Annotated in this window: 21 protein-coding genes; 7 read left to right on the forward strand and 14 right to left on the reverse strand. The window is 64.3% G+C overall.

What is annotated here, in order from left to right:
* Nucleotides 1–130: 130 nt before the first annotated feature.
* Nucleotides 131–388: a glutaredoxin family protein gene (locus ABH922_RS17190; protein WP_424808055.1), complete on the reverse strand. Its 258-nt coding sequence runs from the start codon at nt 386–388 to the stop codon at nt 131–133.
* A 228-nt stretch (nt 389–616) separates the two neighbouring features.
* On the opposite strand from ABH922_RS17190, the gene ABH922_RS17195 reads away from it, so the two are divergent.
* Nucleotides 617–1,615, forward strand: a complete 999-nt coding sequence (locus ABH922_RS17195) for an HAD family hydrolase (protein WP_424808056.1) — start codon at nt 617–619, stop codon at nt 1,613–1,615.
* A gap of 60 nt (nt 1,616–1,675) precedes the next feature.
* On the opposite strand, the gene ABH922_RS17200 is transcribed toward ABH922_RS17195, so the two are convergent.
* The 7 genes from ABH922_RS17200 to ABH922_RS17230 form a co-directional block, all read right to left on the reverse strand.
* Complete coding sequence (locus ABH922_RS17200; protein ID WP_424808057.1) at nt 1,676–2,707, reverse strand: lysophospholipid acyltransferase family protein; 1,032 nt, start codon at nt 2,705–2,707, stop codon at nt 1,676–1,678.
* On the reverse strand, nt 2,704–3,819 hold the full coding sequence (locus ABH922_RS17205) for an NAD-dependent epimerase/dehydratase family protein (protein WP_424809706.1): 1,116 nt from the start codon (nt 3,817–3,819) through the stop codon (nt 2,704–2,706). The genes ABH922_RS17200 and ABH922_RS17205 overlap by 4 nt, the downstream gene beginning before the upstream one ends.
* Nucleotides 3,820–4,115: 296 nt before the next feature.
* The gene (locus tag ABH922_RS17210) at nt 4,116–4,217 is read right to left on the reverse strand and encodes a 30S ribosomal protein bS22 (RefSeq protein ID WP_003402602.1); all 102 of its coding nucleotides are present in this window, start codon (nt 4,215–4,217) and stop codon (nt 4,116–4,118) included.
* Between the two features lie 243 nt (nt 4,218–4,460).
* Nucleotides 4,461–4,697 carry a helix-turn-helix domain-containing protein gene (locus ABH922_RS17215; protein ID WP_424808058.1) on the reverse strand — a complete coding sequence of 79 codons (237 nt, stop codon included), beginning with the start codon at nt 4,695–4,697 and terminating at the stop codon, nt 4,461–4,463.
* A 127-nt stretch (nt 4,698–4,824) separates the two neighbouring features.
* Entirely contained in the window at nt 4,825–5,640 is an 816-nt protein-coding gene (proC, locus tag ABH922_RS17220) for a pyrroline-5-carboxylate reductase (RefSeq protein ID WP_424808059.1), read from the reverse strand.
* 35 nt (nt 5,641–5,675) lie between these two features.
* The gene (locus tag ABH922_RS17225) at nt 5,676–6,521 is read right to left on the reverse strand and encodes a thioesterase family protein (RefSeq protein ID WP_424808060.1); all 846 of its coding nucleotides are present in this window, start codon (nt 6,519–6,521) and stop codon (nt 5,676–5,678) included.
* Complete coding sequence (locus ABH922_RS17230; RefSeq protein WP_424808061.1) at nt 6,521–7,159, reverse strand: MerR family transcriptional regulator; 639 nt, start codon at nt 7,157–7,159, stop codon at nt 6,521–6,523. The genes ABH922_RS17225 and ABH922_RS17230 overlap by 1 nt, the downstream gene beginning before the upstream one ends.
* A 168-nt stretch (nt 7,160–7,327) precedes the next feature.
* Between ABH922_RS17230 and ABH922_RS17235 the strand changes: the two genes are divergently transcribed.
* The 4 genes from ABH922_RS17235 (at nt 7,328) to ABH922_RS17250 (ending at nt 13,413) form a co-directional block, all read left to right on the forward strand.
* A complete protein-coding gene (locus ABH922_RS17235; RefSeq protein ID WP_424808062.1) occupies nt 7,328–7,987 on the forward strand; it encodes a TetR/AcrR family transcriptional regulator in 660 nt (219 codons plus the stop codon).
* Between the two features lie 201 nt (nt 7,988–8,188).
* Nucleotides 8,189–9,652, forward strand: coding sequence for a wax ester/triacylglycerol synthase domain-containing protein (locus ABH922_RS17240; protein ID WP_424808063.1), 1,464 nt, complete (start codon nt 8,189–8,191; stop codon nt 9,650–9,652).
* Between the two features lie 9 nt (nt 9,653–9,661).
* Nucleotides 9,662–11,977 carry a glycerol-3-phosphate 1-O-acyltransferase gene (locus ABH922_RS17245; RefSeq protein ID WP_424808064.1) on the forward strand — a complete coding sequence of 772 codons (2,316 nt, stop codon included), beginning with the start codon at nt 9,662–9,664 and terminating at the stop codon, nt 11,975–11,977.
* Nucleotides 11,978–11,979: 2 nt separating this feature from the next.
* Nucleotides 11,980–13,413 carry an HAD-IB family hydrolase gene (locus tag ABH922_RS17250; RefSeq protein WP_424808065.1) on the forward strand — a complete coding sequence of 478 codons (1,434 nt, stop codon included), beginning with the start codon at nt 11,980–11,982 and terminating at the stop codon, nt 13,411–13,413.
* On the opposite strand, the gene ABH922_RS17255 is transcribed toward ABH922_RS17250, so the two are convergent.
* The 3 genes from ABH922_RS17255 to ABH922_RS17265 are packed head-to-tail and all read right to left on the reverse strand — an operon-like array spanning nt 13,393 to nt 16,488.
* A complete protein-coding gene (locus ABH922_RS17255; protein WP_424808066.1) occupies nt 13,393–14,262 on the reverse strand; it encodes a sugar phosphate isomerase/epimerase family protein in 870 nt (289 codons plus the stop codon). The genes ABH922_RS17250 and ABH922_RS17255 overlap by 21 nt on opposite strands.
* 7 nt (nt 14,263–14,269) lie before the next feature.
* The gene (locus ABH922_RS17260) at nt 14,270–15,538 is read right to left on the reverse strand and encodes a hypothetical protein (RefSeq protein WP_424808067.1); all 1,269 of its coding nucleotides are present in this window, start codon (nt 15,536–15,538) and stop codon (nt 14,270–14,272) included.
* A complete protein-coding gene (locus ABH922_RS17265) occupies nt 15,535–16,488 on the reverse strand; it encodes a hypothetical protein (protein ID WP_424808068.1) in 954 nt (317 codons plus the stop codon). The genes ABH922_RS17260 and ABH922_RS17265 overlap by 4 nt, the downstream gene beginning before the upstream one ends.
* Nucleotides 16,489–16,554: 66 nt before the next feature.
* Here ABH922_RS17265 and ABH922_RS17270 point away from each other — a divergent pair, with 66 nt between their 5' ends.
* Complete coding sequence (locus tag ABH922_RS17270) at nt 16,555–17,340, forward strand: hypothetical protein (RefSeq protein ID WP_424809707.1); 786 nt, start codon at nt 16,555–16,557, stop codon at nt 17,338–17,340.
* Between the two features lie 279 nt (nt 17,341–17,619).
* Nucleotides 17,620–17,964 carry a hypothetical protein gene (locus ABH922_RS17275; protein ID WP_424808069.1) on the forward strand — a complete coding sequence of 115 codons (345 nt, stop codon included), beginning with the start codon at nt 17,620–17,622 and terminating at the stop codon, nt 17,962–17,964.
* A gap of 70 nt (nt 17,965–18,034) precedes the next feature.
* On the opposite strand, the gene ABH922_RS17280 is transcribed toward ABH922_RS17275, so the two are convergent.
* The 3 genes from ABH922_RS17280 to ABH922_RS17290 all read right to left on the reverse strand — a co-directional run bounded on the left by ABH922_RS17280 (nt 18,035) and on the right by ABH922_RS17290 (nt 20,866).
* Nucleotides 18,035–18,724, reverse strand: a complete 690-nt coding sequence (locus tag ABH922_RS17280) for a winged helix-turn-helix domain-containing protein (protein ID WP_424808070.1) — start codon at nt 18,722–18,724, stop codon at nt 18,035–18,037.
* On the reverse strand, nt 18,721–19,959 hold the full coding sequence (locus tag ABH922_RS17285; RefSeq protein ID WP_424808071.1) for a sensor histidine kinase: 1,239 nt from the start codon (nt 19,957–19,959) through the stop codon (nt 18,721–18,723). The genes ABH922_RS17280 and ABH922_RS17285 overlap by 4 nt, the downstream gene beginning before the upstream one ends.
* Before the next feature lie 160 nt (nt 19,960–20,119).
* Entirely contained in the window at nt 20,120–20,866 is a 747-nt protein-coding gene (locus ABH922_RS17290; RefSeq protein WP_424808072.1) for a phosphoglyceromutase, read from the reverse strand.
* Between the last annotated feature and the right edge of the window lie 120 nt (nt 20,867–20,986).

Below are 20,986 nucleotides of genomic sequence, written 5' to 3' on the forward strand. Positions count from 1 at the left end.
TCCACGATGCTCCGGGGGAAATGTTCACACCACGGTAACCGCTTGTGAACCCATGCACAAAGTTGCTCGAAACGGGTCAGATGTGCCCTTAACCTGCAAAGCGGCCGAGTCCATGTGTTTGAGGGTTGCCTTACTTGCGTAAATCGTCGCGAAGGCGTTCTTCGTCTACTTCCCAGTAGCCGTGTTCGCGTCCGTCCAGAAGAATCACCGGCAGTCGGTCGCCGTACTCGGCTCGCAGCTCGGGATCGACCGACGCATGCTCGTCGACGTCGATGCAGGTCACTTCCAGCGAGAACTCGGAACAGACTCGCCGGAGTACGTCTGCTGCGACAACACACGACGCACAGCCCGCTCTGGTCAACAAGGTCACTTCTCGTGTGGTCGCCATCGACCTGCCCTCTCTCTGCACTGTGCGATCGGACGTCCCGGCCCACTACCGTGGAGCGCAATCCGCCCGTCCGAGTGTGCCTGCGAGCACCTACCCAACGCCAATTCACCGGAGAGGAACGTCACACCGGGTGAGCGCTCACCCCTGTCGACCAGGTCGCCCGTCACGGCGAAGGATAGGCTGACGCGAAGAGTTTTCCGCTCATCAGTGCGACACGGGAGGTATCGAGTGCCTGCGCGATCAGTACCGAACGGCTCCGGATTCGGATCAGGGCTGCCCGGGATCATCCTTCCCGGCCGTCGTCAGGTTCGAAATCCGCTCGGGCCTCGTGAATCGGAAGTACGGGCCAGCCTGGCAGGTGAGGCCAGTGCCGATGCCGCCCTGGCCCGCCACGAGGCGAGCACCCCGACCGAACAGTCCGGCGCGGACGTCGTCGTGCCGACCGTCCCCCGCGACCTGACCGCGGCGGCATTCTTCGACGTCGACAACACCATGGTCCAGGGCGCCTCCATCATTCACTTCGCCCGCGGACTGGCCGCTCGCAAATATCTCAAGACCTCCGACTTGGTCGATTTCGCCTGGAAGCAGGTCAAGTTCAGGGTTACCGGCCGCGAAAGCAGCGGCGATGTCGCCGAGGGTCGTGAGAAGGCTTTGGCGTTCGTCGCCGGCCGATCCACCGCGGAGCTGGCCCGCCTCGGCGGTGAGATCTACGACGAGGTGATCGCCGACAAGATCTGGGCCGGAACCAGAGCGCTCGCGCAAATGCACCTCGACGCCGGGCAGCAGGTGTGGCTGGTGACCGCCACTCCGGTGGAATTGGCCCAGGTCATCGCCGATCGTCTCGGATTGACCGGCGCCTTGGGCACGGTGGCCGAGAGCAAGGACGGACTGTTCACCGGCAGGCTTGTCGGAGACATCTTGCACGGCATGGGCAAGGCGCATGCGGTGCGAACCCTGGCGGTGCGGGAAGGTCTCAACCTCAAACGCTGTTCGGCGTACTCGGACAGCCACAACGACGTCCCGATGTTGTCCCTGGTGGGTACTGCGGTGGCGATCAACCCCGATGCCGACCTTCGTGAGCTGGCGAAGAATCGCGGGTGGGAAATCCGGGACTTCCGGACCGGACGCAAGGCCGCCAAGATCGGTGTTCCCACCGCGCTGGTTCTCGGAGCAGTCGGCGGCGCTCTCGCCGCCGTCGTCGCACGCCGCAAAGACCACTCCGTGTGAAGTGGGGCCGAGACGGAAGAGGGAACTGTCTCGGCCCACCTGTTCTACCTCGAGACGAACTCAGCCGAGAAACACGTTGCGCCGTCTCGCCAACAACCGGTAGAGCGTCTGTTGAATGGTTTCGCGGACGTGGTCGGTCACCTCGAACAACACCATCGGGTCCTCGGCGGCAGTGCCCTCGTAGGTGTCGGTGACGATCGGTGTCCCGAACTCGATATGCCACTTGGACGGCAACGGCACCAGTCCCAGCGGGCCGAAATGCGGAAACAGCGGCGTGATCGGGAAATACGGCAACCCCATCATTCGAGCCAGAGTGGTCAGGTCACCGATCTTCGGGTAGATCTCCTCGGAGCCGACGATCGAGCACGGAATGATCGGTACGCCGGTACGCATTGCGGCAGAAACGAATCCGCCGCGCCCGAATCGCTGCAACTTGTAGCGTTCGCTGAAGGGTTTCCCCACCCCTTTGAACCCCTCGGGGAACACTGCCGCCACCTCACCGCTCGCCAGTAGTCGTTCGGCGTCGGGGTTGCAGGCCAGTGTGTGCCCGGCCTTGCGTGCCAGTCCCCCTACCACGGGAAGCTCGAACACCATGTCCGCGGCCAACATTCGTAGCGGGCGGTGAGCCGGATGATGGTCGCGGACGGCAACCGACGCCATCAGACCGTCGATCGGGATGACGCCCGCATGGTTGGCGACCACCAGTGCGCCGCCGGTCAACGGAATGTTCTCGATACCGCCGACTTCGACGCGGAACCACGAATTGAACAGAGGCCGCAGGATCGGCATGACGACGTTGTCGGCGAAATGCGGATCGAAACCGAACTCGTCCACCGTGTAGTCACCACCCACCCGGCGGCGGAAAAACTCTGCGGTGGAAGCGATGTGGTCGACGATCACCGATCTCACTCCGTCCACGGAACTACCGTCCCGTGGTTGCGTCGGCGCGCGCCCGGCGGCCGACGGGTGACGACGCTCGCTGTCCTCCCGATCGGCACTGGTCGTCACCGCATCACCGGGAGGACTATGACGGACTTTCGGCGGCCGCGCCGTGCTCGGCCGCAACGGAATCACCTTCGCCACGCCGCTCACCTCTGCACCGCGTTACGGCCGGGCCGCGCGAGCGTCATGACGTCGGCACCACCGGTAGTCGCGGTACCACCGAGTATCGACGTGAGTACGTTCTCCGCACGGTCGATCCACTCCGATTCCACTATTCGACGAGTCTGGGTGGCCCGCACGAAATCGTCGAGCGCCTGCAGGGTTGTCCAGCGCGGCTCGAAACCCATTTCGGTACGCATTCGGGTGGTGTCGAGGCCGCACCCGAATCGGAAGTACTCGAGTAGTTCGTCGGTGTAGAGCCGCATCGACGAACCCACGAGTGATCTACCCACGTTCCGAAAGAGGGCCAATGGCATCGGAACCTCAACTCTCCCTGCTCTTCTGATCGCCTGCGACATCATCACGACGCCGTCTGCGGCGATGTTGTACGTACCGGTCACGTCGCCGAGAGTGGCACGTTCGAGCGCCGCCAACGCATCCTCGACGTGCAGCAACTGCAACCGGGCGTTACGTCCTACGATGGTGGGAACGAACGGAGCCGTCACGTAGTGCCCGACCGTCGCCGTCAGTTGGGTGCCGATCAACGGAGCCAACCTCAAGATCCCTACCGAGATGTCCGGTCGCCGCCGACCCATGCCTCGCAGATACCCTTCGATCTCGAGACTGTCGCGGGCGAATCCGCCCGGCGGGTCTCGGCGGGCGCTCATCTCCTCGGTGAACTTCGCCGGATCCCTGGCGCTGCAGCCGTACACCACCGATGCCGACCGAAGGATCACCTTCCGGACGGCCGGGGCTTTCTGGCACAACGCGAACAGTTGCATCGCTCCGATGACGTTCATGTCTTTCATGGCGGCCCGACTGCCGGATTTCGGCGCCTTCTGCAGAATCGACGCGTGCACCACGGTGTCGACGTCGGCATTGCGCAGTACTTTGCCGACGAGTGGATTACGGATGTCGGCACGAACGAACTCGGCTCTGCCCATCCGCCGCGTCATGTCCTTGCTGGGGCTCACGGTGTCGACCGCGATGACGCGCTCGATCGCCGGATTCTGGGTCAGCCGCGTGACGAGATAGCCACCGAGAAATCTGCTCGCGCCCGTCACGAGCACCACTCGCGGCGTCGTCTCTGGCTTGGCGCGCACCTGGGTGGAGTCCCGCCCGGGTTCGCCGATCCGGCTACCCGACTCTCTCTCGTCTGACACCACCTGACACCCCCTCGGTCCGGTAGAAATTAGCCGGCAGCAATGCCCTGCTCGGTAAGAGTTTCTCCTACCTTACGGGCAGTTCGAGCCCTGCGCTGGTCAGCAGAAATCAGGCGAGATCGACCGCGATGCGCACACACCGACACCGAGATGCTCGATCTCAGCGAAATCAGCGTCCACGTGAAACGTCGATGCCCGCCACCCCGGACGGGGTGGCGGGCATCGACGGATACTACTTATTTACCGAGTTTCCTGCGCTGCACTCGGGTACGACGAAGCAACTTGCGGTGCTTCTTCTTCGACATGCGCTTGCGACGCTTCTTGATCACTGAACCCATAGCGGGTGTCCCTCACGTTCTTCTCTAGCGTTCCTGCGCACGCCGGTCACGTACGCCTGCACCAAGCAATGGCGCCTGGCCCTCGTTTTAACTAGCTCAGCGCCTCACGGCACCAGCCTGCTGGTACGACAGTGACTCATCGTACCGGTGTGGACTCACGTGGCATAAACCGAGCCTCCACCACAGCCTGCGCTGCGCGTGAGGTACAGCTCACACCACCGTCATCCGCTTCGTCCCGGCAGGTCAGCCGGCGTCGAAGTACGAGGTTTCAAGATAATCGTGCACCGCTTTCGCATGCACACGGAACGAACGGCCCACCCGAACGGCAGGCAATTCGCCACTGTGCACCAATCGGTACACAGTCATTTTCGACACCCTCATCAACGTCGCCACTTCGGCAACCGTGAGGAACTGTGTGCCGGCCAGAGCCGGCTTTCCGTCGTGGGACGAACCCGAGGACGATTTGTTTGCAGACACCATGAATAGACATACCTCCGGCACGACTCGCGCCGCCGGCTTCCCCTCCGGCGGAACAGACACGTACGTGCTGACCTGAGCTTAGCTGCACTCGTGGGGTCAATGCGACGGGTGTTACACAATGGGCGATTTATTCGACAGCGGCACCCATGGCGGCCGAACGCGACTTCGCTGCGTCGAGCGCCTCGTAGAACGCCGTCCGCACGCCGCCCGCCTCGAGGCGCCGAACGGCCGCAGCCGTCGTTCCGCCAGGTGAGGTGACCGCGGCCCGCAGATCGGCTGCGCTCTCCCCGGTGCGGTCGAGCATCGCTCCCGAGCCCACCAACGTCTGCGTGACCAGCTCGGTGGATACCGCCCTGGTGAGCCCGAGTTCGACGCCCGCTTCGATCATGGCTTCGGCCACCAGGAAGAAATAGGCGGGTCCGGAACCTGATACGGCCGTCACGGCGTCGATCTGGGACTCGGGAACGGTCACCACCTTCCCGACGCTGGACAAGATGCCGCGCACGAGATCCAGATGCGATTGTTTGACATGGCGTCCGGGCGCCAGAACGCTGATCCCCTCTCCCACCAGCATGGGAGTGTTCGGCATCACCCGGACCACGGGGAACCCGGCAGGCAGGCGGGTCTCGTAGAACGAGGTGGGTATACCGGCGGCCAGAGAAACGATCAGCTGTTCCAAGTCACCGTCGAGGTCGACTTTCGTGAGTTCGGTCAACGCGGGTTCGACGTCGCCCGGCTTGACCGCCACCACGATGACGTCCGCGCCCTCCGCGGCATCGGCGATGGTGCTGATCCGAATCGAGTACTCGGCGACCAGTTCGTCTGCGCGCGGCTTGTACTGCTCGGCGACCACCAGATCCTTGAGCGCGTGGCCGGCCTGCAACAGTCCGGAGATCAGCGCCTCACCGATCTTTCCACCGCCGATAATCGCAATTCTCGTCATGGTGGACAAGCCTGCCATGACGGAACCGAATGGAACTAGCGGGGCATCATCGCCAACTGTCGGCTCTGCACCACCACGGCACCGGTCGAGTCCAGCACGGTGTGGTCCTCCTCGAACCACGTACTGCCGAGCACCTCCGAACGCGCCCGCACCCGCAACCAGCCGGGTGCAGGTACACGCCGTAGATACGTCGTCAACTGTACTGTCGGCGCCCAGCCGAACCGGCCGACATTCATGGTCACCGGCGCGCTGATGTCGCCGAGCATGATCGCGAACAGCACGGCGGTGTCGACGTCTTCTTCGTCGGCGGCGCGCGGGCGCACCCACATCCGGACTTCGGGTTCACCTTGCTCACCGGTCAGGAACGGAGCCGAGGTGGTGTCGATGACCATGTCGCAACCACGACTGACGTGCACGATCTCGGACATCGGATGTTCGGCACCGAGCTGCGCCGATTCCGCCGACGGCTCGACGGACATCGCGTCGATCGACGACTCGGTGACGAACGACGGGGCATCGCCGTCCGGGAATCCCAGCGTGACGGCGGCACGCACAGCCGTTCGACCGCCCTGACTCAGTTCGACGTCGGCGAAGACGACCTGACGTCCGCGCTTGCGTACTGCCACGGACAGCTCGACATCGCCCGGGTCCGGGGCGGCAAGGTATTGGGCACTGACAGCGAGCGGTTGCATCGACCGGACGGACTCGTCGCCGTTCGCGCTCTCTCGCAGATGAGCCCTGGCCGCGGCTGCGCAGACCGCCATCATCGAGCCACCGTGCACTTTGGGACCGATGGTCCACATGGGGTCGATCGTGGCGCGGTAGCGGTCGACGTCGAGCATCTCGACGTTGTTGAGGTCACGAAAGGGACTGATACTCATCATTTTTCCTGTTCGGTGTGTTCGAAATACTGCCTGGCCAGATGTTGGTGAGCCAGTCGGCGCAGTGCGCTGAGCACCGGCTCGTACATGGCAGTTGCGAGCACCGCATACTTGACGATGCTCTCGTGGGTATCCGTCGGGGTAAGAGCGATCTCCACCTCGGCGATCGCCCGAATATGGGTGCCGTAGGCATGGAGTCGTTCGTCGGACAGCGTCAGACCTGCTTGCTCGAGCCCCACGAGGGCCTGCTCGAGCTGCGCCACGGCAACATATTCCGGCTCGTACACCTGCCCGAGACGATCGAGTATCCGTCTGGCACGGGGGTACTCTCCCTCGCGGTCCGGTTCGATGTACGGCGGTAGTTGACCGATCGCCCGGCCCAACCGTTCGATGTCGGAATACCGACTCGTTTCCTCCACCTCGTCGTCGACCAGCTCGAGCACCGTCCGGATTCGGGGTATCGCCAGTCCGGCGCCGCCGAGGGCGCGCACCAGCGCGAGCCGGCGGACGTGGACCTCGCCGTACTGTGCGCCGGTTGCACTGGTCGACTCTCCCGGCATGAGAAGTCCCTCGCGGAGGTAGTACTTGACGGTCGGCACGGGGATGTCCGACCGGGCTGCCAACTCCGAAATCTTCATCACGACTCCGTTCGGATCGTCCGAGGCCTCGAGCTGGATAGCGATACTATCCAATAGACCGGCGACGCCTCGATCCGGGGCGGCTCGAGTTAAGCTGAGACTTTGCAGTGCCGCGACCGAGCGACTGCTGAATCACCCACATCACGGGGACGGAGCTGGCGGGCTGCAATGACGGAAGCGAAACCGAAGAGCCTGCAATCGAATTCGATTTCGCCGACGCCGTCGTCAGGTACGACGGACTGGCGGGTCGTCGAACCGTTGACGCTGACACCACTGCTCGTCGCCGCCCTCGAGGTGTTCCACGAACTCGGTTACCACGGTGCGTCGGTCCGCGACATCGCAAAACGTGCCGGTGTGACGGTCCCCACGCTGTATTACCACCACGGCAACAAGCAGGGCATCCTCGTGACCCTGATGGAATCGGGCATCGAGAACGTCACCGCCCGGGCCGAGGCCGCCGTCGACGCCGCCGGTCCGTCGGCGACCGAGCGCTTCGGCAATCTCGTGGAAGCCTGCGTCCTGCACATGACCAGCCGCACCGGAATCGCCTTCCTCGACTCCGAACTTCGCTATCTCGAGGAGGACGAGAGAAAGAGCTACGCGGCCAAACGGAAGAAGCTCGAGAATCTCCTTCTCGACGTCCTGGCCGACGGCGTCGAACACGAGGAATTCACGATCACCGACATCCCCGGCACCGCACGGGCTTTGCTGGGGATGTGCCAGTCGGTAGTGCTCTGGTACCGCAGCGACGGTCCGCAGACACCGGTGGACGTCAGCGTCCTCTATCGCCAACTGGCCCTCAACGCAGTCGGTGTCCTACCGGCCTAGCCTCTACCGGGCGAAGTGATCGAGCGTGCTCTTCGCACTCGGACCCGACGAAGGTCACACCCGCCAGGTCACACCGAAACCAAGACGCACTCGCGGTCGCGGGTCCACACTATGACGCAGACGGCAGACCAACGCCGTCTGAAGCCGGGGTGAACTCGCAGCGTCGTACCTGGACGGCAAGACCGAGGGAGTTTGTGAAGCATGGCCGAAAGTAATCCGTTTGTTCCCCCCAGCGCGGTCGATGTCGACCTCTCCGCTGTCGCGTGGGGCGCAGATCGGACGATGTCCGATTTCGAGACCGGAATGTGGCGGATGGAGGACGCCCAACCGCAACTTCGATCGCCGATCGTCGCAGTAGAGGTCTTGGACCGGGCCCCGGACTGGGATCGACTGCAAGGCGCGGTCGAGTGGGCATCCCACGTCGTACCGCGAATCCGCATGCGCGCCGTGGAACCTGCCATGCAGCTGGGCAATCCCGTGTGGTCCGTCGATCCCGAGTTCGACATCGGATACCACCTGCGCCGGGTCCGCCTACCCGCTCCCGCGGACTTCGACCACGCACTGCGGATGTGCAGACACCTCGCCACCGAACCGTTCGACAAGGCCCGTCCACCGTGGAATGCGCTACTGATCGAAGGGCTCGACGACGGGCGCGCGGTTTTCGTCGTCAAGACGCACCACTCGATCACCGACGGCATGGGCGGCATTCAGATGATGACGCTGCTGCACAGTCGACGCCCCGATCCCACTCCGGACAAGCCGGACCGCACACCACCGCCGGCCGAGCACCTGTCGTCCGTCGGTGCGTTCGGCGAGGAACTGGTCAGCGAGATCCGTCGTACCCCGTCACGCATCTCACGATTGGTACGCGGCGCCACCGGTATCGCCACCACGGCGATCACCAGCCCGATCAACACTGCTTCCGAGGTACTCGGGTATGCGAATTCGTTGCGGCGCATCGTCACTCCCCCGGAACGTTCGGGCTCGCCGCTACTGCGCGAGCGTGGGCTCGGCCGGTGGTTCGGAGTACTCGAGGTCGGTGTTCCCGAACTGAAGGCGGGCGCGAAGGCCGCAGGCGGGTCATTGAACGACGCGTATGTCGCCGCACTGCTCGGAGGGTTCCGTCGCTACCACGAATCGTTCGGACAGTCGGTGGAGAGCATCCCGATGGGCATGCCGGTCAGTATGCGATCCGGCTCCGATCCGTCCGGCGGTAACCGATTCACCGCGGTGCGCTTCAACGGTCCCGTTGCCGAACTCGATCCGGCCAAGCGCATCAGACAGGTTCGCGAAATCGTCCTCGGCCTTCGTGAGGAACCGGCACTCGACGTACTCGATCGAGCAGCACCGGTTCTCGCACGGATTCCGAACAACCTCTTGGCCGGCTGGTATCTCTCTCAATCGACGGGTCTGGACCTGCAGGCGAGCAACGTCGCCGGTGTCCCGGTGCCGGTCTACCTCGCGGGGGCGAAGATCGAGCGGATGTTCCCGTTCGGTCCGGCACCGGGTTGTGCGGCCATGGCCACGCTGGTCTCGCATGTCGGCGTGTGCTGCATCGGCGTCAATATCGACACAGCGGCAATCACCGAGCCTGCACTGTTCATGACATCGCTGCAGGAAAGCCTCGACGAGATAGTCGCACTCGGCAACTCGGACGAGAAGTGAGGTGTCGCGATGACCGACGACAATGACCGACCTCGGGTGTACCTCACCGAGACCATGACCGAAGTCGAAGCGGGAGTGCTACGAAAGTGGGTTTCCGACAAGGCAATCGGATCCGGAAAGTATCCGACGACAGTGCCGATCACAGACCGGTCGCTGGCCGATCTGGCGCAGCGGACCGACGATCCGGAACTGGCCCCACTGCGGGTCGTGTGGCTGCCGGACACCCATACCGGTGGAACGGTTCTCGCGCGTCTACGCAATGCGCTCGCACCGCGAGATCCGCTCCATCCGGGTCGAGGTGCCCAGCGGCGAACACTACGCACCGATCCCTCGCGGTGCCGGGTGATCGAAGGACGACCCGCGCCGCTCAGTGACCTACGACGGCGTCTCGACGAGAACGGTGGCGGGTCCCTGCCCGAGTTCATTCGGCGCCAGGCGGCTCTCGCGCTGGAGCGGTCCGAACTGGAGTTGATCGGCGGACAGTACAAGGTGTCCCGGTTCGTGGTCGACGAGATCACCGACACCCGCCGGTTCACCAGCGAGATCCTGCGGCTCGCGGAACAACTCGGCCTGGCGGTGGCCGACGTCGACCAACGTGCCCGCGCCGCACTCGAGGAAATGGTCGCGACGCAGAGCCGCCAGGCCATCGCGGTCTGGGACCGGCTGGGGCAGTATTTCTCCCGGGCGTACACGACGGAGGTCGATACCAGCCGTTTCGAGGAACTACGCGAGCTGAACAAGGAGCACTCGCTGGTATTCCTGCCCAGTCACCGCTCCTACCTGGATCCGTTGGTACTGCGCCCGGCACTGATCGCGAACGGCCTCCCGCTCAATCACGTGATGGGCGGACTGAACGTCAGCTTCTGGCCCATGGGATCGATCCTCAAACGCAGTGGCACCGTCTTCATCCGTCGTAGCATCGGCGACGACGAGGTCTACAAGTGGTCGATGCACGAATACATGCGCTACCTCCTCACCAAGCGCTTCAACCTGGAGTGGTACATCGAAGGAGGTCGCGGACGCACCGGCAAGCTACGACCACCGCGGTACGGGCTGCTCACCTACCTGAGCAAGGCATTTCAGGTCAGCGGCGCATCCGACGTGTACCTCGTTCCGGTGGCGTTGAGCTACGACCAACTCTACGAGGTCGGCGCAATGGCGGCCGAGGCACTCGGCGCGGAGAAGACCCCGGAAGGTCTGCGTTGGATGGTGGGTTACGTACGCGCGCAAGGCAAACGAAGTGGGGTCGCGCACGTGACCATCGGTCGTCCACTCTCGCTCGCGGACGCTCTGAGTCAAGAGACCGATCAACGTCTGGCCGTACAGAAAGCCGCCATCGAAGTCTGCCATCGGATCAACGAGGTCACCCCGGTCACCGTGTCGTCGCTGGCGATGCTGGCATTCCTGGGAATCGAGGACCGCGCGTTGACGGTCCGCGAACTCACCGCCATCCTCACCCCCCTGTTCGGATACATCACCGCCCGCGGACTTCCCATCGCGGGCGACGTCGAACTGGCCGATCCCCACGTCATCGACAAGGCACTGCAGACCCATGTCGATTCGGGTGTGCTGATGCGATTCGACAAGGGCGACGAGCAAGTCTTCTACCTGGGCAGGGACCAACATCTGGTGGCGGCGTTCTATCGCAACAACACCATCCACTTCCTGGTGGTGCGGGCGATCGCCGAACTGGTACTCCTCGCCGCGGTCGAAGAGCGCTTCACCGATCCCGTCACGGCCGGATGGGAGCAGGCCAAACGCATCCGAGACCTGATGAAGTTCGAGTTCTTCTTCAGCGACCGGGACACCTTCGAAGAGGAGATGCGAACCGAACTGAGCCTGATCGATCCGGACTGGGACACGGCGATGATCGACAGCGAACGAACTCGCACCATGTTCGAGTCCATCCGTCCGCACCTGGCGCACCGGGTGCTCCAGCCGTTCCTCGAGGCATACCAGGTGGTGGCCGATCAGCTGGTGCTCGCACCGATTTCGACGTCCTTCGACGAGAAGTCCTTCATCCGGAACTGCATCGACGTCGCCCAGGAACGCCGTCTGCGTCAGCAGATCGCGAGCAGCGAGTCGGTGTCCGGCGAATTGTTCGCCACCGCATTGAATCTGGCCCGCAACCGCAAGCTGATCGAGGTCGCCGACGAGAGCGTCGTCGATCGTCGCATCGCGTTCGCCGAGGAGATAAGGATCCACGTCGAGCGCCTGCGCAAGATTCGAACCGTGGCACATGCTCGTCTCGACCTGGTGAACGCACCGTCCGGTCTGGCGGCGTCCGTCGCACTGCATTCCGTAACGCACACCGAGGGAGTTTGACTGTGACCGGACTCGAACGCCTGCACTCCGCGATCGCGGTGGCCCCGCCCGGGCCGGACACCATCGCTGCCTTCGACCTCGACGGCACCTTGATCAGCGGATACTCCGCCAGCGTCGTCTATCGGGATCGTTTGCGCCGCTTGGATATCAGCGTCGGCGAGCTACTGCGCACCACCGGCGCCGCCATCGACACCCAGTTTCGCGGCGCCGACGTGAGTGCGTTGATGGACATCGGAGTCCGGGCGTTGGCCGGGCGCACCGAAGACGAGTTGAACGACTGGGGGCGACGCCTGTTCGCCCAGGAGATCGCCGCGATGATCTACCCCGAGGCGCGCGGTCTCCTCGCTGCGCATCGCCTCGCCGGTCACACCATCGTCATGGCAACGTCGGCGACACCGTTCCAGGCCAAGTACGTCGCCGAGGATCTCGACATCGTCGACGTGCTCTGCACGCAGCCCGAGGTCGTCGACGGCATGCTCACCGGCGAACTGTCCGCACCACCGCTGTGGGGGCCGGCCAAGGCCGCCGCGCTCGGCGCGTACGCCGAAGGACACGGCACCGACCTGAAGGACGCGTTCGCCTACTCCAACGGCGTCGAGGACGTCTTCATGCTCGAAGCCGTCGGCCGACCGGTCGCCCTCAACCCCGATCGTGGCCTGGCCAAGGTCGCCGCGCAGCGGCACTGGCCGGCGGTGACGCTCCGCAAACCGCAACGCGGTGCCACCCCGATCTCGACCCTGCGCACGGCCACCGCGATGGGTGCGCTCGCAGCCACCGCCGCCGTCGGCGCATCAGCGGGGGTCGTCACCGGAAGCCGCCAGTTCGGCGCCAACCTCGTCGGCACCTACGGGCCGGACATCTCACTCTCGCTCCTGGGCATCGACGTGCACATCGACGGCGAGCACAACATCTGGGACCACCGTCCGGCGGTGTTCATGTTCAACCATCAGAGCTCGCTGGACATGCTGGTTCTGGGCACCGTGATCAAGCGCGACGTGACCGGTGTCGCCAAGAAGGAAGCCGCAGCAGATCCGCGGTTCATACCGATCGGGGCACTGCTCGACGTCGCCTACATCGACCGCAGCGACACCGCCAAAGCCAAGGCGGCGCTCAAACCAGCCGTCGACAAACTCGACAACGGTGTGTCCATCGTCATCGCCCCCGAAGGCACCCGATCCCCCACCCCTCGGCTCGGACGGTTCAAGAAGGGCGGATTCCACCTCGCCATGCAGGCCGGGGTGCCCATCGTGCCCGTGGTCATTCACAATGCCGGTGAACGGATGTGGCGTAACTCTCTCGTCGCACACCCCGGCCCGGTGTACGTCTCGGTTCTCGACCCCGTCCCCACCGACGACTGGGAGATCGACGACCTCGACACCCACGTCGAGCAGGTGCGCGACCTGTTCGAGAACGCTCTACGCGCCGGGCACCGTTGATCGCAGCAGGTGCTCGCGGGCAAACGCGAGCGCCTGCGCCAGCATCGAGGACCGCTCCGGCCGCGTGCGGGCGTTCTGGGTATTGATCTCGATCACCGCCTGACCGGTGAAAGTGCCTGCCGCAAGTCGGCGGCACAGTTCGGCGCACGGTTGCGAGCCGTGCCCGGGAATCAGATGCTCGTCCATCGAAGCGCCGCGACCGTCCGCCAGATGCAGATGCCGCAGTCCGCTCCCCATTCGCGTCGCCAGCTCCATCGCGTCCATGCCGGCGGTGGCGGTGTGGGACAGATCCAGCGTGAAGTGGGCGTGGTCCTGGTCCGTCGGATCGTACGACGGACTGAACGCCGACAACGCAGCACCGGGGCCACCACGTTTACGCAGGCGCTCCGCCGACTTGTCCTTGCCACCGAAAAAGCTGTCCGCCCGCATCGGGAACATGTTCTCCACCGCCACGATGACGGGACTCTTCGCCTCCAGATCGGCCACCTGATCGGCGAAGCCGTCGGCATACTTGCGTTGCCATCGGAAGGGCGGGTGCACCACTACCGTCGCGGCACCGAGCTCCTCTGCGGTACGCACGGACCGCTCGAGCTTCTCGGCCGGGTCCGCACCCCACACCCGCTGGGAGATCAACAGACACGGGGCGTGTACTGCCTGCACCGGTACCGCGTACTTACGCGACAGCGCTGACACCGCGTCGACGTCCTGGCTCACCGATTCCGCCCAGACCATCAGTTCGACGCCGTCGTACCCGAGTTCGGCCGCGTACCGGAACGCGGCCTCGGTGTTCTCCGGGTACACCGAGGCGGTGGACAGTCCAACGCGAATCTGGCGGACAACTGCTGTCATCGGCCGATCAGCCCGATGCCAGCAAGAACGCCAGCGGGCCGAGTGTGACGATCATGCCGACCACCACCGCTATGACGAAGCTGGTGATGTCGTCGGTCTTGCGCAGCACTCGTACCACCGCCACGAGCCCGACGATCACGATCAGAGCGAGCACCAGGGCAACCCACGGAAGCATGTCCCACAGCTTCTCGAATCCCTTGAACATCGCGCCGCCGACGACGAGTGCCAGCACTACCTGTCCGGCCAGCACCGCCCATTCACGGATCGAGCTGCGCTCACCGGTGTCCTCGGCGGTATCGCGTGCCGTTACCGGCCGCGTCGGTTCCGCTGTCGTGTCGGCCGGCTCCTCGGAAGCGATGTCCGGTTCCTTGAACAGGTCGGTGTCGGGTTCTTTGAACAGGTCGACGGCGTCCGTCTGTTTCGGTCCGGCGATCTTGTCCATCATCTCGGTGCTGTCCTCGGCCGCCGTGGCGGGCACGGGAGCAGCGGGAATCCGCGGTGGCAACACCGGCGGGCGCATCGCGGGCGACTGGGCTGCCGCACGTTCCTGACGCATCAGGTCGCCCGCCAAGGTCTGGCCGGAGAGCAGCGCGGGTTCCTGTCGCACCTGGGGCCTCGCGGCGCCCGAGAGCGGCGTTCGGCTCACCCACTGCCCGGGCGCGGACTTCGACGTCTTGGTCTCCTCGGACGGAACCGACGTGGAGCCGGTCTTGTCGGCAGTATCCGGCGTCGAGGCCGACTCGCCGTCGTCCGCATCATCGACGTCGTCAGTGTCGTCATCGTCGTCATCGGCATCGTCATCGGCGTCGAGCACCACCGAAAACGCGGCGGTGCGATCGGCAGGCACGCGGGCGGCAGGTGCGGCCGTAGCAGCCGATTCGGTCTCGGCTGCGGCCTTCGCATTCTTTGCGGTGTCCGCCCGAGTCGGAGAAACCTCGTCGTCCCCGAGGTCGGTGGCCACTGTCCCCGTCGCCGGTTCGGTGCCGGCCGCTTCGGTGTCGGCCGCTTCGGTGTCGGCCGCTTCGTTATCGGCCGCTTCGTTATCGGCCGCTTCGTTATCGGCCGGGTCGGTGTCGGTCGGTTCCGCAGCGTCCGCATCGTTGTCGGCGGCGGCCCTCGAACCGACGCTACGAACCACCGGGATCTCGCCCGTCAGTTCGGCCACCGAGATACCGCCGGCCACGCCGCGCCTACGACGACCACCACGGGATTCGACGCTTTGACCGTTGCGTTTGAGCAGCTCAGCCACGGAGATCTGCTGATTGTCGTCGGTCATCGAGTACTCACCACCAATTCACCGCCCATTTCTGTGTCGAGCTTGCGCAGGATCAACCCCTCACGCAGAGCCCAAGGACAGATTTCCAGTTCTTCCACTCCGAGCGCTCGCATCGTAGCTTCCGCGACGAGCGCGCCGGCCACAATCTGCTGTGACCGATCGGAGCTCACTCCCTCCAATTCTGCACGGTCGGCCGCCGTCATCCTGGATATGAAGGCGATGAGTTGTCGCAGACCGCTCGCCGTCAACGTTCGTTTCACCCGCGGACCCGCCGCCGAAGGCGCAGCACCGGTGAGCCGCGCCAAGGACCGAAAAGTCTTCGACGTACCCACGGTACGGTCCCAGTCGCCTGCCCCGCGCAGCTCCTTCGCCGGTCCGACGAGTTCGGCGTCCAGCCAGTCACGCAGTACCGCTACACGCCTCTTACCTGGAGGATCTGCCATCAGCCAGTCTCTGGTCAGACGCCCGGCACCGAGTTGAAGCGAGAATGCCACGTCCGGGTCCTCGTCGCCACCCGCGGTCAGCTCGAGCGAGCCGCCGCCGATGTCGAGATTGAGAATTCGACCCGCGCTCCACCCGAACCATCGACGGACGGCCAGGAACGTCAGGCGGGCTTCGTCCACTCCGGAAAGCACCTCCAACTTCACCCCCGTCTCCGACCGCACCCGGGCGAGTACTGCCTCCGAGTTGTTCGCGTCCCGAACGGCGGAGGTGGCGAACGCCATCATCTCCTCGCACCCCGAGGTCTTCGCGATACTCGCGAAATCCGACACCGTGGTCACCAGGCGACTTGCACCGAAATCAGTGATGTCACCTCGATCATCGGTGTTCTCGGCCAGCCGTAACGTGGATTTGGTAGAGCTCATGGGAGTGGGATGGCCGCCCCTGTGGGCGTCCACTACCAGTAGATGGACGGTGTTGCTTCCGACGTCGAGTACCCCTAGTCGCACATCGCCACGTTACTGGGTCTACCGTCTGGCACTGTGACAGCAGGTAACCCAGACCGGTCCCACAAGATGACACCGAGCCCAGAAGTGGACCTGGACTTCCCGCGAGAGTGGGTCGAATACCTCGATCCGGAGAACTCCGAACACCTCATCGCGGCCGACATGACTTGGCTCCTCTCCCATTGGACCTGTGTATTCGGCACCCCCGCCTGCCAGGGCATCATCGGTGACCGGCCGGACGACGGATGTTGCTCCCACGGCGCGTTCCTCTCCGACCAGGACGACCAGGACAAACTCGACGCATCAGTGAAACTACTCACAGCCGAAGACTGGCAATTCATGGAAAAAGGTCTCGGAAAGAAAGGCTACGTCGAGTACGACGACCTCGAAGACGAGCCCGCTCTGCGGACGCGCCGATACAAAGGTGCCTGCATCTTCCTGAACCGCCCGGGGTTTTCGGGAGGTCAGGGCTGCGCACTGCACTCGATGGCCTTGAAGAAGGGCATCGAGCCCCTCGAGGTGAAACCGGAGGTGTGCTGGCAGCTGCCCATCCGGCGTACCCAGGACTGGGTCGACCGTCCCGACGGAGTCCAGATCCTCAAGACGACGATCACCGAATACGACCGTCGCGGCTGGGGCGAAGGCGGCGAGGACCTCGCCTGGTACTGCTCCGGCTCCCCGGACGCTCACGTCGGCCAGAAGCAGGTCTGGCAGTCGTACGCTCCCGAGCTGACCGAGCTACTCGGGAAGCCCGCGTACGAGGAGCTGGCGCGCCTGTGCAGGCGTCGTGCGGGCCTCGGCCTCATCGCAGTCCATCCGGCCACGACGATCGCTCAGACGGCCACTCAGGGCTGATTTCCTCGCAACGCCGGTCCACCGACTGCAGAACTGCCGCTCGGTTGGACCGGCGTTGTTCGTCATTCCGGCGAGGTCCGTGTCGGCCGAACAGACGATTTCCGCCGGGTTGATCTGCTCGAAAGATCACTCGGAACAGACCTCCGGCCGCCTGACCGCCAGGAGGGACCCCGTGCGGCGACGCCGGCGTCACGAGTACCCGCTCTGGCATTCGACGACGGCGGTAACGGATCGGCGCGGTATCTCGATCTTGACGACACAATCAACCGGAGGTTCACCATGCTGAAGAGACTCGCCGTTGTCGCCGGATCTGCCCTCGCACTGTGTCTGGGCTCGGTCCCGCTCGCGTTCGCCGACGAGACCCTGTCCACGGGGCCGTTCGACTACACGAACAATTTCATCACGCCGTTCGAGCCGGGAGCCTTCACCACCGAGAGCCACCGGTCGCTGCTGTTGAGCCCACTCGGCCGCACGGGGCGCATCGATTGCCACACCTTCCACGGCACCACGTTCAAATGCACTCAAACACTGAGTGACGGCACGGTTTTCATCCTCGATCAGGTATCGCCGTACGGGCTGCGCAGTACGTGGATCTCACACCCCGGACCGTCGTTCGCGTCCTGATCCGACACGTCGTCGCCACCATCGGTGGCGACGACGTGCGGTAGCGACGAGGTATGACGAGAGCGCCACTTCAGGATTCGAGCTTGTATCCCAAACCACGCACGGTCAGAAGGTGTTCGGGGTTCGCGGGGTCTGCCTCGATCTTCGATCGCAGTCGTTTGACGTGCACGTCAAGGGTCTTGGTGTCACCGACGTAGTCGGCACCCCACACCCGGTCGATCAGCTGACCGCGGGTGAGCACTCGGCCCGAATTGCGCAGAAGATACTCGAGTAGGTCGAATTCCTTGAGCGGCAACGTCACCGGGTGACCGCCTACCTGAACCACGTGCCGTTCGACGTCCATGCGTACCGGGCCGGCTTCGAGCACGCCGTGATCGGCTGCCACGTCCGCGTCGTTGTCGGCGCCACGACGCAGTACCGCGCGAATACGTGCGATCAGTTCACGAGCCGAATACGGCTTCGTCACATAATCGTCAGCTCCGAGCTCGAGCCCCACCACTTTGTCGATCTCACTGTCACGCGCGGTGACCATGATGACCGGAACTCCGGAGCGCAACCGCAACGCCTTGCACACCTCGGTGCCGCTCATGCCGGGCAGCATCAGGTCGAGCAGAACGATGTCCGCTCCCGAACGATCGAATTCCGCCAGTGCCGACGGTCCGTCGGTGACGATGGTGGTTTCGAAGCCTTCCTTGCGGAGCAGGAACGCCAGCGGGTCCGCCAAGGACTCCTCGTCCTCCACGATCAGCACACTCGTCATCGTTTGGCCTCCATGCTTGTATCTCGGTCTGTTTCCGTACCGGCACTCTCGTGCCGGTCGACCCGCGTCGAGCCGGAGGTTCCGGCCTCGTCGGAGTCGACGTCTTCCTCCACGTACGCAGGAATCTGCAACGTGAAGGTCGATCCTGTTCCAGGCTTGCTCCACAGTTCGATGGAACCGTTGTGGTTTGCCGCGACGTGTTTGACGATCGCCAATCCGAGTCCGGTGCCCCCGGTCTGACGTGACCGAGCTTTGTCCACTCGAAAAAAGCGTTCGAACACTCGTTCCTGATCGGCTTTGGCGATTCCCTCACCCCGGTCGGTGACCGCGATCGCAATGTTGCCCTCGCGCGCCACCCGGCTAACCGATACCGGGGAACCCTTGGGCGAGTACGCAATTGCATTCTCGACCAGATTCGACAATGCCGTCACCAGAAGCGCCTGGTCACCGAGCACCTCGAGTCCACTCGGATGATCGGTCGTGACGGTGATTCCGGCGTTCTCGGCCGAGAGGGTCGACCGAGACAGCGCTTCGGCCACCACCGTGTCCACGTCCACGACGTCGAGATCCGGCAGCTTCTCCGCACCCTGCAATCGTGAGAGCGCTATCAACTCGGTCACCATGTTGCCCAACCGAACGGATTCACTGAGCACCCGCTCCCCGAAGTGCCGTACCGATTCCGGATCGTCCGCGGATTCGAGGAGAGCTTCGGCCAGCAGGCTCATCGCACCCACCGGGGTCTTCAATTCGTGGCTGACGTTGGCGACGAAATCGCGTCTGGTCGCCTCCATCCGAACCTGCTCGGAGTCGTCGTCGGCGAACAGGACGACGAAGTTGCGATCGTCCTTGCTGAGCAAGCGTGCGGTGCAGCGGACGGCGATCTTGTCGCGGCCCCGCGTGGCCTGCGACGTCAGATCGGTTTCGACGGGCTGGCCGGTGCGCAGCACTTCCTGGACTGCCTGCCACGCCCGCTCGTCGGCGAGCCGGTTCTTGACCAGGCCGAGTTCCTCGGCGCGCGGATTGAAAAGCACGACGTCGTGGAATCCGTCGACGACGGCGATTCCGCTCTCCGAGGCCAACACGATCAGGTCCAGCACCTGAGACATCGTGAGCCCGGCCTGTTCGTCCACACGCGGCGGCTTCGGCGCGGTCAGTCGGGGAATCAGCACACTACCGAGGAGGTAGCCGGCGAGGCCGCCGATCACGATCAGCAGCACTGCAGTTGCGACACTCACGGCGTAATCGTACGTTCGCGTGTCGGGTGGGTGAAGTCGGGTTCGCGCATTTGCGGGCACGTAATCCGACCGCCGGGCGGCGTTGGCCCACAGTTCACCGGGAGTTGGCCGAGGCCCCCCGAAGTCTTGGTTCGGGGGGCCTCGAGTGACAGCATGGGGGTTACTTTCCGCCCTGGTTCGCGACCGCGGCGGCGCCGGCAGCAGCGGCCTCCGGGTCGAGATACGTTCCGCCGGGGTTGAGCGGCTTCAGGTTCTCGTCGAGGTCGTAACGCAGCGGGATGCCGGTCGGGATGTTCAGTCCGGCGATGTCCTCGTCCGAGATACCGTCGAGGTGCTTGACCAGCGCGCGCAGCGAGTTGCCGTGGGCGGTGACCAGGACGTTACGACCGGCGAGCAGTTCCTTAGAGATCGTCTCTTCCCAGTACGGGACCAGGCGGTCGACGACGTCGAGCAGGCATTCGGTCAGCGGGACCTCGTCCAGGTCGGCGTATCGGGGATCGGTGTCCTGGCTGTATTCGCTGCCGGCTTCGATGGCGGGCGGCGGGGTGTCGTAGCTACGACGCCACAGCATGAACTGCTCGTCGCCGTACTCCTCCTTGGTCTGCGCCTTGTTCTTGCCCTGCAAGGCGCCGTAGTGGCGCTCGTTGAGTCGCCAGTCGCGCACGACCGGGATCCAGTGCCGGTCGGCCGCGTCGAGCGCGAGGTTGGCGGTGCTGATCGCGCGACGCAGAAGTGAGGTGTAGAGAACGTCGGGCAGTACGCCGTTCTCGGCAAGCAGTTCACCTGCGCGCTTGCCCTCGGCGACGCCCTTGTCGGTCAGGTGTACGTCGACCCAACCGGTGAACAGGTTGAGTGCATTCCACTCGCTCTCGCCGTGGCGGAGCAGAACTAGGGTTCCGATACTCATAGCCCAATCCTGGCATGAGCGCATCGCCGTGTCCCGGTCGCCACGTCCGACCCGATAATTGCGGACGAACTACTCCAGTTTCGACAGAAGTTCGGATACAGCCCCCGTTCGGACGAGATC

This window comes from Rhodococcus sp. 27YEA15, from assembly GCF_049739425.1.
Lineage (GTDB): Bacteria > Actinomycetota > Actinomycetes > Mycobacteriales > Mycobacteriaceae > Rhodococcus_F.